This is a genomic window from Paracoccus lutimaris, assembly GCF_003337565.1.
Lineage (GTDB): Bacteria > Pseudomonadota > Alphaproteobacteria > Rhodobacterales > Rhodobacteraceae > Paracoccus > Paracoccus lutimaris.
The window spans coordinates 41031-55474 of sequence record NZ_QPJL01000006.1; the positions used below are offsets into that span (position 1 = coordinate 41031).

The following is a 14444-nucleotide window of genomic DNA, read 5'->3' on the forward strand; positions in this document are numbered from 1 at the left end:
GTGAAAATAGGGATTCCGGCGTCAGGTTCAATGCGTATAGAGCATGGCGCGGAAATCGGCGAGGTTGCGCAAGGCTTCGCCGATCGCTTTGGGGGCGACTTGCAGCACCGGCGCGGCGATCAGCACGGGGCCTGCCCAAATGCCGGGACTGGCCGCCGCCTCGTCCCGCGTCAGCCCCGAGGCGCGCCAGTCAAGTTCCGGCAAGGGATCGTATCCCAGCGCCCGCACCTCTTGCCCGGCACCAAGGCCCTGGACCCGCCAGCGCCCGTCCCACAGCGCCGCACCAGTCGCGTCGGGCAGGCCGGGCGGGCCGCGCAGGGCGGCGGCAGGTTCGCGGATCAGACAAAGCGCAGCCCCCCGCACCTCAAGGATGGCGCCGTCCAGCGTCAGCCGCGCCTCGCCCTCTAGCGCGGCAAGCGCTGCCAGCAGCGGGGCGCGCCGGGGCGAATAATCGGCGCCGGTGACAAAACGCAGCCCCGCGACAAGAAGCCGCCGACGAATCTCCAGAGGAGCCGCGCGAAATGCCGCCAAGGGCAGGCTCAGTGCCCCTGCCCTTGCCGTCGCGCCCTCGGCCACATGCGCGGCAAAGACCTGCAAGGCCTCGCGCGCCATGGCCAGATTCGCCGCCGACTGCGCCAGCTGCGCCATGGGCAGGTCCAGCGCCACCAGCGCCTTGCGGGCGCGGATACGTTCATAATCCGCGTTCTGGTTGCTGGGGTCATCGACCCAGCCGATCCCGCGCGCGGCCAGCCACTGGCGCAGATCGGCCCGGGACAGATCCAGCATCGGGCGCAGCCATGAAAGGCCGAATGCCTCGCGGCGCGGCGCCATCGCCGCCAGCCCGTCGACGCCTGCGCCCCGGTTCAGGCGCATCATCAGCGTCTCGGCCTGATCGTCCCGGGTATGGCCCAAAAGCACCGCATCCAGCCCGTGCCGATGCGCCCAATCGGACAGCAGCCACAGCCGAGCCGCACGCGCGGCGGCCATCAGGTTGCCCGCGCGCTCACCCTCGCGCCGCCAAAGCAGGGTTTCATGCGCAATGCCAAGCCCCTGCGCGTCAAGGCCGGCCTGCCGCGCCTCGGCATCTGATCCGGGGCGCAGGCCGTGATCGACGGTCGCGGCCATCAGCACACGGCCGCGTTCCCGCGCCCAGCCATGGGCCAGATGCATCAATGCGGTGGAATCGCCGCCGCCGGACAGCGCGATGCCCAGCCGGGGCATATCGCCGGCCAGACGATCCAGCGCGGCATGGACGATGGCGTCGGGGGCCGTCGGCGTCGGGGCCTCAGCCCTCATCCGCCAGATCCGCCGCCGCTTCGGGGTCCATGCCCTCGATCGCCCCGTCGCCGCTCAGCCCCACGCAGTCCGAGGCAGCCATGCGCTTTTCCGCCTCGGCCGCCTGCGGCGTGCCCGGAAAGCGGCTGGTGATTTCCTGCAGATAGAAGCAGCCCTCTTGCGGGCCGCCCTTGGCCGACATGGCCCGCGACAGGCCCAGAAGCGCGTCGGCGGCCTGCGGCCCGTTCGGATTGGCGGCAAAGCTTTCCAGCCAGGCGATGCCCGCGCCTTCCAGATCGCCTGCCGCATCCAGAGCGGCACCGCGCAGGAACAGCGCGTGGGCGGTCAGCGGACCGCCGGCATGGGTCTGGGCGATGGCCGCGAAGAGGTCCGCAGCACGACGAAAGTCACCCTGACCGAGCACCTCCTGGGCCCGGTCGAAATCGGCCTTTTCCGCCGCGGTCACGGCAGGCCCGGCCAGGGGCGAGGAAACTGCGGGCGAAGGGCTCGCGGGCGCCAAAGCGCCCTGCTGGTCGGACCCGGGCATCGGGCTTGCGCCGCCGCCCTGCTCGCCCAGCGTGGGCGTGGTCAGGCTGCCCAGATCGCAGTCCTCCTCCATCTCGCACAGGCGAAACTCGATATCGCCGATGCGGGTGGTGCCGTCGCGCACGACGCGGTCGATCTGGTTTTGCAGCTTTTCGGTCTGGCCGGTCAGCTGCGCCAGCCGCGCCTCCATCGCGTTCATGCGGTCGATGGCACTGTCGCCCCCCGCCGCCGCAAAACCCGCCGAACCCGAGGCGACAAGCTGGCCGCGCAGGGATTGCAGATCGGCGGTCAGCTGGTTCAGCTCGGTCCGGATATCGGCAAGCGTCTGGGCGTCCTGCGCCGCCACCGGCAGCGCGGCGCCCAGCACCAGCCCGGCCGCGACGGCCAGCGCCCTGATGCCCGCAAACGCCATCACATGCCCGCCCCGGGGCTGACCACGGTCACGGCGCGGCGGTTCTTGGAATAGCAATCCTCGGTCGAGCAGATCGCCAGCGGGCGTTCCTTGCCATAGCTGACGGTGCGCAGCCGGCCCGGCGCCACGCCCTGCGAGATCAGGTATTCCTGAACCGAATTGGCGCGGCGTGCCCCCAGCGCGATGTTGTATTCGCGGGTGCCCTGTTCGTCGGCATGGCCCTCGACCACGGCCGAAAAGGCCTGGTTCTGGTTCAGCCAGCCGGCCTGATTGGCCAGAACCGTGCGCGCATCGGGCGAGAGCGTCGACTGGTCGACCGCAAACAGCACGGTATCACCGACATTGGCCTTGAAATACTCGGCCGTGCCCGGCAGCGCGCTGGAGCCCACGGTGCCGGCGCCCGCGCCGCCCGCATAGGGGTCCTGCACCTGCATGTCCTGCGCCGGGCGGGCACAGGCCGCCAGCCCAAGGATGGCGCCGATGGCGGCGATTTTCACAAAGCTCTTCATTCTGACTGATCCTGTCCCGTCCACGCGTTAGGGCAGCAACGGGCCCCAATCGGGGTCCGAGGCTGCGCCACTGATCTTGACCGGGCGCATGTTGCGCCCCGTAATATCCACCGAATGCAGGAACGGCTGGCCGTTGCCGCCCGGCGTCACCCGCGTGAACATCACCACGCGCCCATTGGGGGCCCAAGTCGGGCCCTCGTCAAGGAACGATTCCGTCAGCATTTTTTCCTCGGAACCGTCGGTGCGCATCACGCCGATATGGAACTTGCCGTTCACCTGCCGGGTAAAGGCGATCATGTCGCCGCGCGGCGACCAGACCGGCGTGCCATAGCGGCCATCGCCAAAGCTGATGCGCTTGGGCTCACCGCCATTGGCGCCCATGATGTAAAGCTGCGGCGTCCCCGAGCGGTCGCTTTCAAAGACGATCTGGCGGCCATCCGGGCTGTAGCTGGGCGAGGTCTCGATCGAGGGGGCGTTGGTCAGCGCCCGCTGCGCGCCACTTGCCGCGTCCATCTGGTAGATGTCGGTATTGCCGCCCTGTTCCAGCGAATACAGGATCCAGCGCCCGTCCGGCGAGAAACGCGGCGAAAAGCTCATCCCCTGCTGCTGCCCCAGCGAGCGCGCGGCAAGCGAGTTCACGTCCATCACCATCGCCTGCGGGAAGCCGCTGGCATAGCTGGTGTAAAGCAGGCGCGAGCCATCGGGCGAAAAGCGCGGCTTCAGCACCAGCGCGGAATCGTCGGTCAGCCATTTCACGTTGGCGCCGTCGTAATCCATGATGCCGATGCGCTTGCGGCGCGCGTCCTTGGGACCGCTTTCCTGCACAAAGGCCACGCGGCTGTCGAAGTAGGGGCCTTCGCCGGTCAGCCGGGCATAGACCTGATCGGCAGCCTTGTGCGCGGCGCGGCGCCAGTTGCCGGTGCCGGCATCGAACTGCATGCCGTCGCCCAGAGGCTGGCCGGCAAAGACGTCGAACAGGCGGAACTTGACCAGAACCTTGCCGCCCTCGACCCGGACGGCGCCGGTGACCAGTGCCTGCGCGTTGATCGCCTTCCAGTCCTCATAAGAGACCGGCGCGTCAAAGCTTTCGGGCCGCGCGATATGGGCACTGGCCGGAATTTCACGAAAGAGCCCGGTGCCGGTCAGGTCGGCGGCGATCAGGTTCTGGACCTGCGCCAGATATTCGCCCGCGCCCCCCTCGTCATGGAAGGCCGCGATGGCAAAGGGCATCGGCTCGATCACGCCATTGGTGATCTCGATCCGCAGGGGGCCGTCCTGCGCCTGAACCGGCGCGGCCAGTCCAAGACCCGCAAGGGCCATCACCGAAGTCAGAAGAAAGTTACGCAACATGTATCGCTCTCATGAGGTCTTGGCTGCAGGATATAGGGTCAAGCGCGCGGATGCCATGGGCAGCACTACTTAACCCGCGCGCTACCGCTGGCATTGAAGTCGATGATGACATCCTTCCAGCGGTTGTATTTCTCGGCCGGCAGCTTGTAGCCGCCCTTTTCGCACATCAGGATGGCGCGGCGCGCCGCCTCATAGGCCTGTTTCGCCGCCGCATCTGATCCGCCATCATGGCCGATCATCTTCAGCGAGCCCTTTTCCACGGTGCCATCCGGCGCCATCGAGAAGCTGACCGACACCGTGGTGCGGCTGGCCTCGGTCGAAAGCGAGCCACGGTTCCAGCACTGTTCCACCGCGACGCGGAAGCCGTCCTTTTCGCCCTGGCTGAGCGGCGGGCCATTGGTCGCAGCACCTCCGCCGCCCGAACCGCCCGAGCCCTCGTCCTGCATCGCCTCTTCCAGCGCGGCGCGCTTGGCGGCCTCGCTGGCCTTGCGCTCGGCCTCGGCCTGTTCCTTGGCCTTGGCGGCGGCCTTGGCATCGGCGGCCTTTTTCTCGGCTGCAGCCTTTTCGGCGGCTTCTTTCTCTTCTGCCTCTTTCTTTTCAGCGGCACGGCGCGCGGCGGCTTTCTTTTCCGCAGCAGCTTTTTCAGGGGCAGCGGCCTTTTCGGCAGCAGCGGCCTCGGCTGCGGCGGCCTTGCGCGCGGCCTCCTTCTTTTCGGCGGCCTTCTTCTCGGCAGCGGCCTTTTCAGCCGCCCGCTTTTCGGCTGCGGCGTCCTCGGCGGCGGCTTCCTGCGCGGCGGCCTCGGCATCGGCCTGACGGCGGGCGCGGGCGGCGGCTTCCTCGGACTTGCGGGCGGTTTCCGCCTCGGCCTCGCGGCGCTCATTCTCGCGCCGCTCCTCGCGGGCGCGTTCGTCAGCGGCGCGGCGGGCGGCGGCCTCCTGCCGCTTGGCGGCGGCGGCTTCCTCGGCGGCGGCCTCCTCGGCCTCGCGCGCCAGCACCTGTTCGCGCTGGCGGGCAGCGGCTGCGGCCTCGCGGCGGGCCTGCACGGCCTCGGCCAGACCTTCGGGGCGGCCGCGCGGGCGCGCCGAATCCTGCGGTGCCAACGCCGAGCGTTGCGGGATCGGCGCCGGCGATTGCGGCTGCGCGGGGTTGCGCGCCGGATCGGGCCGGTCGGCGTCACGGGGCAGTGCCGCGATCTCGACCGCATCCGAGGGCTGGGCCGGCTGCGGGGCATCCGTCGCCACCGTCACCGGCGGGTTCGGGGTCTGGAAATCCGACAGGTCCGGCCGCGCCTCGGCCTGATCCGAGGGCGTCGTCAGCTCGGCCGCCTGCGCATCGGGATCGGGCGGGCTGGTCGCCTCGGGCGGGCCAAGGCGGTTTTCATTCACCGGCGGACGCGGCTGGGCCGGCGTGCTGGAGGCCACATTAGAAACCGGCCCGCGCCCGGCCGCGGCACTGGCCAGCGACTGGAATTCGGCCTCGGACATGGTGGCGACCTCGGCCATGCGCACGGCCTCAAGCGGCTGCGGGCGGAACAGCGCGCCGCCGGCCAGCGCCGCGCCGATCAGCCCCGCATGCGCCACGCCCGAGACCCAGTAGCCGATGCGATCCGCACGGTCCATGGCCTAGCCGTCCGCATCCATGCGCGGGCCGCCAGCCTCGGTGACCAGCACGATATTGTTGAAGCCGGCGGCGTTCAGCGCCCCCATGACCTCCATGATCCGGGCATAGGGGATGGCGCCGTCGGCGCGCAGATAGATCTTGTCGCTTTGACGTTCCTCGGCCACGGCGCGCAGGCGCGTGACCAGTTCTGCCTCGGGGACCTCGGTGGTCATGACCATGATCGGCCCGTCGGTGGTGACCGAGACGCTCAGCGGCTCTTCGGGTTCGGCCGGGACGGCCTGGGCGGCGGTCTTGGGCAGCTCCAGCGGCACGCCCACGGTCAACAGCGGCGCCGCGACCATGAAGATGATCAGCAGGACCAGCATCACGTCCACAAAGGGCGTGACGTTGATTTCCGACATGGGCTGGCTGCGGCGGCGGCCCCGGCCCTTGTGGCTGCGCTTGACGACCCCGGCCCCCATTTATTCGTCGTCCAGCTGGCGCGACAGGATGGTCGAGAACTCGTCGGCAAAGGCTTCCTGATTGCTGATCAGCCGGTCGGAATCGGCGCTGAGCTTGTTGTAGAAGATGACCGCAGGGATCGCGGCCAGAAGGCCAAGCGCGGTGGCGACCAGCGCCTCGGCAATGCCGGGCGCGACCACGGCCAGCGAGGTGTTCTGCGAGATCGCGATTTCCTCGAAGGCGGTCTTGATGCCCCAGACGGTGCCGAAAAGCCCGATGAAAGGCGCGGTCGAGCCGACGGTGGCCAGGAACGGCAGCCCGCGCGTCAGGCGGTCGTTTTCGCGGCTGATCGCCACGTTCATCGCCCGCTCGATCCGGGCGGTGACCCCGGCAATGAGGTTGCCGTCATCGCGGTGGCTGCGGCGCCATTCGGTCATGCCGGCGGCAAAGATGCGCTCGGACGGGCCCGAGGGCGTCTCGCCAACGCGGTCGTAAAGATCGTCCAAGGGCTGGCCCGACCAGAAGGCGCGGTCAAAGCGATCGGCCTCGCGCCGGACCTGCGCATAGGTCACGAATTTCTGGATGATGATCGACCAGGCCCAGGACGAGGCCACGACCAGCAGCACCATGACGATCTGCACCGTGAATGATGCGCGCACGAAAAGCGCGATCAGCGAGAAATCGACCGGCTGCCCGGCTGCGGCGAGTTGTTCCATGAATGATGGCCTGTCCTTTGGGTCCGCGTGCTGGGCGGCTTCTGACCGGCCAGTTAGCAGAAGCACTTGCCGGGACAAAGCCCCGCAAACGTCAATTCTGCGTCACTTCGGCGCGAGATCGGCACCCTGCACCCGCGCCGCAACCTCGGCCGGGATGCGCGCCGGGCGTCCGGCGTCATTGACGCAGACCACCGTCACCTGCGCGGCAAACAGCACCTTGCCGTCGCGCAAGACGCGCTGATCCAGCACGATCCGCGCCGGGCTTAGCGCACTCAGCCCGGTTTCAACCGCCAGCAGATCGTCGAAACGCGCGGGGGACAGGTAATCGGCCTCGATGCGGCGGACGGCAAAGACCAGCCCCTCGGCCTTCATCCGCAACTGGTCCACGCCCAGTTCGCGCAGCCATTCCGAGCGCGCGCGCTCAATGAATTTCAGATAGTTGGCGTAATAGACGATCCCGGCAAGGTCGGTGTCCTCGTAATAGACGCGAATCGGGAAACGGTGCATGGCGGTCCTGACGGATAGGGGGGCTGGGGGTTTTCCACCCCCGTCGCGCGATGCGCGACTCCCCCGGAGGATATTTGGACATGAAAGAAGCGCAAAGGGCTAATGCGGCAATCGCGCCGCCAGCCGCAAGGCATGCGAGGGATCGCGGGCGACCGCGGGCATGACCGGGTCATAGGCGGCGCGGATCAGCGCGGCCAGTTGCGGGGTCGGCGTCACCTCATGGGCAAAGGTCAGCATCGAATTGACGGCGAGCGCCTCGGCCAGTTGCGCGGGATGCGCCTCGGCCAGCTTGCCGCCCATGTTGACGAATTTCATGCAGGCGCGAATGGTGCCATCGGGGTCAAAGCGAAACAGCCGGTATTGGTCCGCATCCCGATCCTTGAGCCGATCCGCCAGCCCCTCCTGCCCGGTCAACCGGTCCAGATCGGGCAACTCTGCCAGTTCGTCCCAATCGCGGACGAAAAAGCTCATCATGTTCGCGCCCATCTCGGGATCGGTCTCGGCCAGCGGATGGCGAGTATCGGCGATCACCGCCCGGGTCGCATCGCGAAACACCGCGAGACTTTCATCGGCCAGTCCAAAGATCACCGGCGCAATCGGCCTGCCCCAACGCGCGCACAGATACTGGCCGTCACGGGTAAAGAGCAGTGCAATCGCTTCCGCGTCCAGCGGCCCGCCGCTTTCTTTCATGTCGAAATATCCTCGGGGGTGAATTGCGGCGTCCGCCGCAAGAGGGGGCAGACAGCCCCCTCTGCCTTCGCAGATCAGCCGACGATCGTCGCCTCGGTCGAGGCGCGCAACTCGTCCTCACTGACGCCATCGGCCAGTTCGACGATTTTCAGACCGCCCTCGACCACGTCCAGCACGCCAAGGTTGGTGATGATGCGGTCCACCACTTTCTGGCCGGTCAGCGGCAGGGTGCAGGCCTTCAGCACCTTCGATTCACCGGCCTTGTTGGTGTGGTCCATCACCACCACCACGCGGCCGACGCCGGCGACCAGATCCATCGCCCCGCCCATGCCCTTGACCAGCTTGCCGGGGATCATCCAGTTCGCCAGATCGCCGTTTTCGGCCACCTCCATCGCACCCAGGATCGCCATGGCGATCTTGCCGCCGCGGATCATGGCAAAGCTTTCGGCACTGTCGAAGAACGAGGTCTGTGGCAGCGCCGTCACCGTCTGCTTGCCGGCATTGATAAGGTCTGGATCCTCTTCGCCCTCATAGGGAAAGGGGCCGATACCCAGCATGCCGTTTTCCGATTGCAACGTCACCTCGACGCCCTCGGGGATATAGTTCGCGACCAGCGTCGGGATGCCGATGCCAAGGTTCACATACCAGCCGTCCTGCAGTTCCTGCGCGGCGCGGGCGGCCATTTGATTGCGGTCCCATCCCATGGCTCAGGCCTCCTCACGCTTGCGGGTGGTGCGCTGTTCGATGCGCTTTTCATGTTGGCCCTGGATCAGGCGATGCACATAGATGCCCGGCAGGTGGATGTGATCGGGGTCAAGGCTGCCGACCGGGACGATTTCCTCGACCTCCAGCACGCAGACCTTGCCGCATTTGGCTGCCGGCACGTTGAAGTTGCGGGCGGTCTTGCGGAAAATCGCATTGCCAGTGGCGTCGGCCTTCCATGCCTTGACGATCGAGAGATCGGCGACGATCCCGCGCTCAAGGATATATTCCCGGCCGTCGAATTCCATGACCGGCTTGCCCTCGGCGATCACCGTACCAACGCCGGTCTGGGTGTAGAAGCCGGGAATGCCGGCGCCGCCCGCCCGCATCCGCTCGGCCAGCGTGCCCTGCGGGTTGAATTCCAGCTCCAGCTCGCCCGACAGATACTGGCGCATGAACTCGGCATTCTCGCCCACATAGGAGGAGATCATCTTCCTGATCTGGCGGCTGTCCAGAAGCTTGCCCAGACCGAAATGATCGACGCCGCAATTGTTGCTGGCGACGGTCAGATCCTTGGTGCCCGCCTTGAGAATGGCGTCGATCAGCAGCTCGGGAATGCCGCAAAGGCCAAAGCCGCCGGCCGCGATCAGCATGCCGTCCTGCAACAGGCCGTCCAGCGCGGCATCCGCGCTCGCATAGACCTTCTTCATACCTTCCTCCACAGTTGGACGAGGCCGTTGTGGTCCGATTCGGAAACCAAAGTCAACGCGGCGGCCCCGCTGTTAGCGCGACCGGAGGGCGATCCGGCAAAAGGATGAATCATGAGGCAGATTTCCCTTCGCCGCGTCTATGACCCCGCCCCCGAGAATGAGGGGCAAAAGGTGCTGGTGGACCGGCTTTGGCCGCGCGGCATCAGCCACGCGCGGCTGGGCGCGGATACGCCGTGGCTCAAGGACATCGCCCCCTCGGAGGAATTGCGGCACTGGTTTGACCATGATCCGGCGAAATGGCCCGAATTCCGCCGCCGTTACGCTGCGGAACTGGACGCCAATCCCGGCCCGGTGGCCGAATTGCGGGCAATGATCGCCCGCGGCCCGGTCACGCTGCTCTTCGCGGCAAAGGACGCGCAGCACAACAACGCCGTCGCGCTGCGCGATTACCTGCTTCAATAGCCCAGCGTCGCCGCATCCGGCCGGCGCGGGTCCGAGGCGCCGTAAAGCGCCCCGGTCGCCGGGTCGCGCAGGATCGACTGGGTCGAGCCCATGGCGTCCTTCAGCGCGATGGTGTGGCCCTTGGCCTGCAAGATCCGCACCGTATCCAGGCTGATCCCCTCTTCGACCCGCAATTCATCGGGCAACCACTGGTGATGGACACGCGGCGCGGTCGAGGCCTCGGCCACGTTCATGCCGTGATCGATCACGTTCATCACCACCTGCAGGACCGTGGTGATGATCCGCGCCCCGCCGGGCGAGCCGGTGACCAGCCAGACCTTGCCATCCTTCAGCACAATGGTCGGCGTCATCGAGGATAGCGGCCGCTTGCCCGCCTGAACGGCATTGGCGTCGCCCCCGATCAGGCCAAAGCCGTTGGGTGTGCCGGGCTTGGCGGAAAAATCGTCCATCTCGTTGTTCATCAACACGCCGGTGCCATCCGCGACCAGCCCCGAGCCGTAATTCATGTTGATCGTATAGGTGTTCGAGACCGCATTGCCGTCCTTGTCCGCGACCGAGAAATGCGTGGTCTGGTCGGATTCGTAGGGCGCCAGATCCGCCGGCGCGATCTGCGCGGCGGGGCGAGCGAAATCGGCGTCGATCTTGGCGCGCATGTCAGCGGCATATTCCTTGCTGGTCAGCGCGGCCACCGGCACATCGACGAAATCTGGGGCGCCCAGATATTCCGAGCGGTCGGCATAGGCCAGCTTCATCGTCTCGGCCATCAGGTGGATCGTCTCGGCCGAGTTCTGGCCAAGCGCGCCGATGGGATAGCCCTCCAGCGTGTTCAGGATCTGGATCAGGTGGACACCCCCGGACGAGGGCGGCGGCATCGAGACGATCTCATGGCCGCGATAGCTGCCCCTGACCGGCTCGCGCTCGATGACCTTATAGGCGGCCATGTCCTCGGGCGTGATCAGCCCGCCATCAGCCTGCACGGCCTTGGAGATCGCCTCGGCCACCTCGCCCTTGTAAAAGCCGTCCGGGCCTTCGGCCGCGATCTTCTTCAGCGTCTTTGCCAGATCGGCCTGCACCAGCCTGTCGCCGGGGCGATAGCCCGCGCCGCCCTCCTTGAAGAACACTTTTACCGTCGCGGGATATTTCGTCAGGTATTCACGCTCGGCCTCGATGCTGTCGACCAGTTCGGGGGTGACGATGATGCCCTCTTCGGCCAGCTTGATCGCGGGGGCGATGACATCGGCCCAGGGCATGGTGCCGTATTTGTCCAGTGCCAGCTTCATCCCCGCAACCGTGCCCGGCACGCCCGAGGCCGAGCCGCTGTAAAGCGACTTGTCGCTGTCGGCATCGCCCGCCGCGTTCAGGAACATGTCCCGCGATGCGCCCGAGGGCGCCATTTCGCGGTAATCGATGGCATGGGTCTGGCCGGTCTTGGCGTCATGGACCAGCATGAAGCCGCCGCCGCCGATATTGCCCGCCCGCGGCAGCGTCACCGCCAGCGCGAAGGCCACGGCGACACCGGCATCGACGGCATTGCCGCCCTTTTCCATGATGTCGCGGCCGATCTCGGCGGCAAGGCGCTCCTGCGCCGAGACCATGCCATTCGCGGCCCAGACCGGATGAATGCGGTCCAATGTGTCGAATATTGCCGCATCCTTTGCCCAGCTTGCCGGGGCGAGCAGCGGAAAGATGGCCAGCGCAGTCGCGCCGGCCCGCAATGTCATTCTGATCATGGCCTCACCTTTCAATTACGCAAGGTCAGGCTAGCACCCCCGGCGCTCGCGTCAAACGCGAAGCGCCCGGGTCGTCATTCCTCAGCAGCCTTGGGCTTGGCGGCTTTCCTGGCGGCGGGCTTCTTGGCCGCCGGCTTCTTGGCAGCCGCCTTTTTCGCCGGGGCCTTCTCGGCCTTGGCCGCCGTCTTGGCGGCAGGCTTCTTTGCCGGCTTCTTGCCCGATTTCGAGGCCTTGGCGGTGATCAACTCCAGCGCCTGTTCCATGGTGATGGCGCCCGGCTCCATGTCGCGCGGCAGCGTGGCATTGACCTTGCCCCATTTGACATAGGGTCCATAGCGCCCGTTCATCACCTGAACCGCCCCACCATCGGGATGCTCGCCCAGTTCGGCCAGCGCCGCGACCGGCGCCGCCCGGCCCCGCATCTGCTTGCTGGCCAGCACCTCGACCGCGCGGTTCATGCCGATGGTAAAGACCTCATCGACCTCGGGCAGGTTCACATATTTCGGGCCATGCTTCACATAGGGACCATAGCGCCCGATCCCGGCCTCGACGGCCACGCCATCCTCGGGATGGGGGCCGATCTCGCGCGGCAGGGCCAAAAGCGCCAGCGCCCGTTCCAGATCGACCGAGGCCAGTTCCCAGCCCTTGGGCACCGAGGCGCGCGGCGGTTTCGGCACCTCGGCCGTCGCCTCGCCGCGCTGGACATAGGGGCCAAAGCGGCCGTTCTTCAGGCTGATCTGGTCGCCCTGATCCTCGCCCAGGACCGCGTCGCCGACCACTTCGGCATCGGGGCTGCTGATCGGCCGGGTAAAGCGGCATTCGGGGTAATTGGTGCAACCGATAAAGGCCCCGCCCGAACGCGCAGTCTTCAAATGCAGCCGCCCGATATGGCAGAGCGGGCATTCCCGCGGATCCGAGCCATCGGCGCGCGGCGGGTAAAGATGCGGGGCAAGGGCGTCGTCGATCGCCTCCAGCACTTCGCCGATGCGCAGCTCGCTCGTGCCCTCCAGCGCGACGGTGAAATCCCGCCAGAAGCGGCGCAGCACCTCGCGCCATGCCAGATCGCCGGCGCTGATATCGTCCAGCTCGCCCTCAAGATGGGCGGTGAAGTCGTAGCTGACATAGCGCGGGAAATATTTCAGCAGAAAGATCGTGACCAGCCGGCCCTTGTCCTCGGGGATCAGACGGTTCTGTTCCTTGCGGACGTAATCGCGGTCCTGAATGGTCGTGACGATGCTGGCATAGGTCGAGGGACGCCCGATCCCCAGCTCTTCCATGCGCTTGACCAGCGTGGCTTCGGTATAGCGGGGGGGCGCCTGAGTGAAATGCTGCTCGGGGGTGATGCCGCGTTTTGATGCCGCCTCGCCCTCCTCGATCAGCGGCAGGCGGCGGCTGTCCTCGTCTTCCTCATCGTCGCGACCTTGATCGTAAACCTTCAGGAAGCCGTCAAACAGCATGACCTGCCCATTGGCGCGCAGCCCGATCTGGGTATCGGCCGAGCCGATCTCGACGGTCGTGCGCTCCATCCGCGCCGATTCCATCTGGGATGCGATGGTGCGCTTCCAGATCAGGTCATAAAGCGCCTTCTGATCCTTGTCGGACACGGGCAGCCGGTCGGGCGACAGCATCATGTCGGTCGGACGGATACATTCATGCGCTTCCTGCGCATTCTTGGCCTTGTTCTTGTACATGCGCGGGCTTTTCGGCAGGTATTCCTCGCCGAAACGCTTCTTGATCGCATCGCGGGCGGCCATCACCGCCTCGGGGGCCATGTCGATGCCGTCGGTCCGCATATAGGTGATGTGGCCGGCCTCATAAAGCCGCTGCGCCGCCGACATGCAGGCCCGAGCGCCAAGACCCAGCTTGCGGCTGGCCTCCTGCTGCAGGGTCGAGGTCATGAAGGGCGGCCAGGGATTGCGGCTCGCGGGCTTGGCGGCAACGCTGACGACCTTCAGATCGCGGCTTGCAATGGCCGAGACCGCCAGCATCGCATCCTTTTCGGTGGCGATGTCAAAGCGCTCCAGCTTCTTGCCGCCATAGGTGACCAGCGTTGCGTCATACTGATCGCCGCGCGGCGTCGCCAGCCGGGCATGGACCGACCAGTATTCGCGGGCCTTGAAGGCCTCGATCTCCATCTCGCGGTCGACAATGATGCGCAAGGCGACAGATTGCACGCGCCCGGCCGATTTCGCACCCGGCAGCTTGCGCCACAAGACCGGCGACAGGTTGAAGCCGACCAGATAATCCAGCGCCCGGCGCGCCAGATAGGCATCGACCAGCGGCTGGTCGATCTGGCGCGGATTGGCCATGGCCTCGGTCACGGCGGATTTGGTGATGGCGTTGAAGGTGACGCGGCTGACGGCGGCGCCCTTTTTCAGCACCGGCTCCAGCGCCTCTTTCAGATGCCAGGAAATCGCCTCGCCCTCGCGATCGGGGTCGGTGGCCAGCACAAGATTGGGATCGGCGCTCAGAGCATCCTTGATCGCCTTGATGTGCTTTTTGGAATCCGCCGCGACTTCCCATTTCATCGCGAATTCGTCGTCGGGATCGACGCTGCCATCCTTGGGCGGCAGGTCACGGACATGCCCAAAGGACGCCAGAACCGTATAGTCATCGCCAAGATATTTGTTGATCGTCTTGGCTTTGGCAGGGGATTCGACGACGACGACAGGCATGAAAATTCCTTCGCATGATTCGGCCCGGGAACATGGGCATCCCTCAGCGGACTGTCAACGGCGCCTTTCTTTCATGGGCAAATATCCCACGGGGGTCCG

14 protein-coding genes are annotated in these 14444 nt (G+C 66.6%); 1 reads left to right on the plus strand and 13 read right to left on the minus strand.

Features of this window, described 5'->3' with window-relative positions:
* Positions 1–27: 27 nt before the first annotated feature.
* The 11 genes from tilS to DFP89_RS07400 form a co-directional block, all read right to left on the minus strand.
* The gene (gene tilS, locus DFP89_RS07350; protein WP_114348784.1) at positions 28–1296 is read right to left on the minus strand and encodes a tRNA lysidine(34) synthetase TilS; all 1269 of its coding nucleotides are present in this window, start codon (positions 1294–1296) and stop codon (positions 28–30) included.
* Entirely contained in the window at positions 1286–2233 is a 948-nt protein-coding gene (locus DFP89_RS07355; RefSeq protein WP_114348785.1) for a tol-pal system YbgF family protein, read from the minus strand. The genes tilS and DFP89_RS07355 overlap by 11 nt, the downstream gene beginning before the upstream one ends.
* Positions 2233–2742, minus strand: coding sequence for a peptidoglycan-associated lipoprotein Pal (gene pal / locus DFP89_RS07360; RefSeq protein ID WP_114348786.1), 510 nt, complete (start codon positions 2740–2742; stop codon positions 2233–2235). The genes DFP89_RS07355 and pal overlap by 1 nt, the downstream gene beginning before the upstream one ends.
* Positions 2743–2769: 27 nt before the next feature.
* On the minus strand, positions 2770–4074 hold the full coding sequence (tolB, locus tag DFP89_RS07365; protein WP_425452649.1) for a Tol-Pal system beta propeller repeat protein TolB: 1305 nt from the start codon (positions 4072–4074) through the stop codon (positions 2770–2772).
* An 83-nt stretch (positions 4075–4157) separates the two neighbouring features.
* A complete protein-coding gene (locus tag DFP89_RS07370; protein WP_114348788.1) occupies positions 4158–5711 on the minus strand; it encodes a protein TolA in 1554 nt (517 codons plus the stop codon).
* Positions 5712–5714: 3 nt separating this feature from the next.
* The gene (locus DFP89_RS07375; RefSeq protein WP_114348789.1) at positions 5715–6173 is read right to left on the minus strand and encodes an ExbD/TolR family protein; all 459 of its coding nucleotides are present in this window, start codon (positions 6171–6173) and stop codon (positions 5715–5717) included.
* Positions 6174–6869: a protein TolQ gene (gene tolQ / locus DFP89_RS07380; RefSeq protein WP_114348790.1), complete on the minus strand. Its 696-nt coding sequence runs from the start codon at positions 6867–6869 to the stop codon at positions 6174–6176. It lies immediately after the preceding gene.
* A 102-nt stretch (positions 6870–6971) separates the two neighbouring features.
* A complete protein-coding gene (gene ybgC, locus DFP89_RS07385) occupies positions 6972–7376 on the minus strand; it encodes a tol-pal system-associated acyl-CoA thioesterase (RefSeq protein WP_114348791.1) in 405 nt (134 codons plus the stop codon).
* A gap of 99 nt (positions 7377–7475) precedes the next feature.
* Positions 7476–8066 (minus strand): hypothetical protein, encoded by a 591-nt coding sequence (locus DFP89_RS07390; protein WP_114348792.1) that lies wholly within the window; start codon positions 8064–8066, stop codon positions 7476–7478.
* Between the two features lie 74 nt (positions 8067–8140).
* A complete protein-coding gene (locus DFP89_RS07395) occupies positions 8141–8770 on the minus strand; it encodes a CoA transferase subunit B (protein WP_114348793.1) in 630 nt (209 codons plus the stop codon).
* A 3-nt stretch (positions 8771–8773) separates the two neighbouring features.
* On the minus strand, positions 8774–9478 hold the full coding sequence (locus DFP89_RS07400; RefSeq protein WP_114348794.1) for a CoA transferase subunit A: 705 nt from the start codon (positions 9476–9478) through the stop codon (positions 8774–8776).
* Between the two features lie 111 nt (positions 9479–9589).
* Between DFP89_RS07400 and DFP89_RS07405 the strand changes: the two genes are divergently transcribed.
* A complete protein-coding gene (locus DFP89_RS07405; RefSeq protein ID WP_181870280.1) occupies positions 9590–9940 on the plus strand; it encodes a DUF488 domain-containing protein in 351 nt (116 codons plus the stop codon).
* Here the strand turns inward: DFP89_RS07405 and ggt are convergent.
* Both ggt and topA read right to left on the minus strand, forming a co-directional pair.
* Positions 9934–11670, minus strand: coding sequence for a gamma-glutamyltransferase (ggt, locus tag DFP89_RS07410; protein WP_220269821.1), 1737 nt, complete (start codon positions 11668–11670; stop codon positions 9934–9936). The two genes, DFP89_RS07405 and ggt, sit on opposite strands and share 7 nt — an antisense overlap.
* A 74-nt stretch (positions 11671–11744) precedes the next feature.
* Entirely contained in the window at positions 11745–14345 is a 2601-nt protein-coding gene (gene topA / locus DFP89_RS07415; protein WP_114348797.1) for a type I DNA topoisomerase, read from the minus strand.
* Between the last annotated feature and the right edge of the window lie 99 nt (positions 14346–14444).

Bases quoted from the DNA above. Each gene is read 5' to 3' on its own strand.
- ybgC (WP_114348791.1), bottom strand. From the start codon at position 7,376: ATGCACCGTTTCCCGATTCGCGTCTATTACGAGGACACCGACCTTGCC.
- DFP89_RS07405 (WP_181870280.1), top strand. From the start codon at position 9,590: ATGAGGCAGATTTCCCTTCGCCGCGTCTATGACCCCGCCCCCGAGAAT.
- DFP89_RS07355 (WP_114348785.1), bottom strand. From the start codon at position 2,233: ATGGCGTTTGCGGGCATCAGGGCGCTGGCCGTCGCGGCCGGGCTGGTG.
- pal (WP_114348786.1), bottom strand. From the start codon at position 2,742: ATGAAGAGCTTTGTGAAAATCGCCGCCATCGGCGCCATCCTTGGGCTG.
- DFP89_RS07370 (WP_114348788.1), bottom strand. From the start codon at position 5,711: ATGGACCGTGCGGATCGCATCGGCTACTGGGTCTCGGGCGTGGCGCAT.
- ggt (WP_220269821.1), bottom strand. From the start codon at position 11,670: ATGATCAGAATGACATTGCGGGCCGGCGCGACTGCGCTGGCCATCTTT.
- tolQ (WP_114348790.1), bottom strand. From the start codon at position 6,869: ATGGAACAACTCGCCGCAGCCGGGCAGCCGGTCGATTTCTCGCTGATC.
- DFP89_RS07390 (WP_114348792.1), bottom strand. From the start codon at position 8,066: ATGAAAGAAAGCGGCGGGCCGCTGGACGCGGAAGCGATTGCACTGCTC.
- DFP89_RS07400 (WP_114348794.1), bottom strand. From the start codon at position 9,478: ATGAAGAAGGTCTATGCGAGCGCGGATGCCGCGCTGGACGGCCTGTTG.
- topA (WP_114348797.1), bottom strand. From the start codon at position 14,345: ATGCCTGTCGTCGTCGTCGAATCCCCTGCCAAAGCCAAGACGATCAAC.
- tilS (WP_114348784.1), bottom strand. From the start codon at position 1,296: ATGAGGGCTGAGGCCCCGACGCCGACGGCCCCCGACGCCATCGTCCAT.
- DFP89_RS07375 (WP_114348789.1), bottom strand. From the start codon at position 6,173: ATGGGGGCCGGGGTCGTCAAGCGCAGCCACAAGGGCCGGGGCCGCCGC.
- DFP89_RS07395 (WP_114348793.1), bottom strand. From the start codon at position 8,770: ATGGGATGGGACCGCAATCAAATGGCCGCCCGCGCCGCGCAGGAACTG.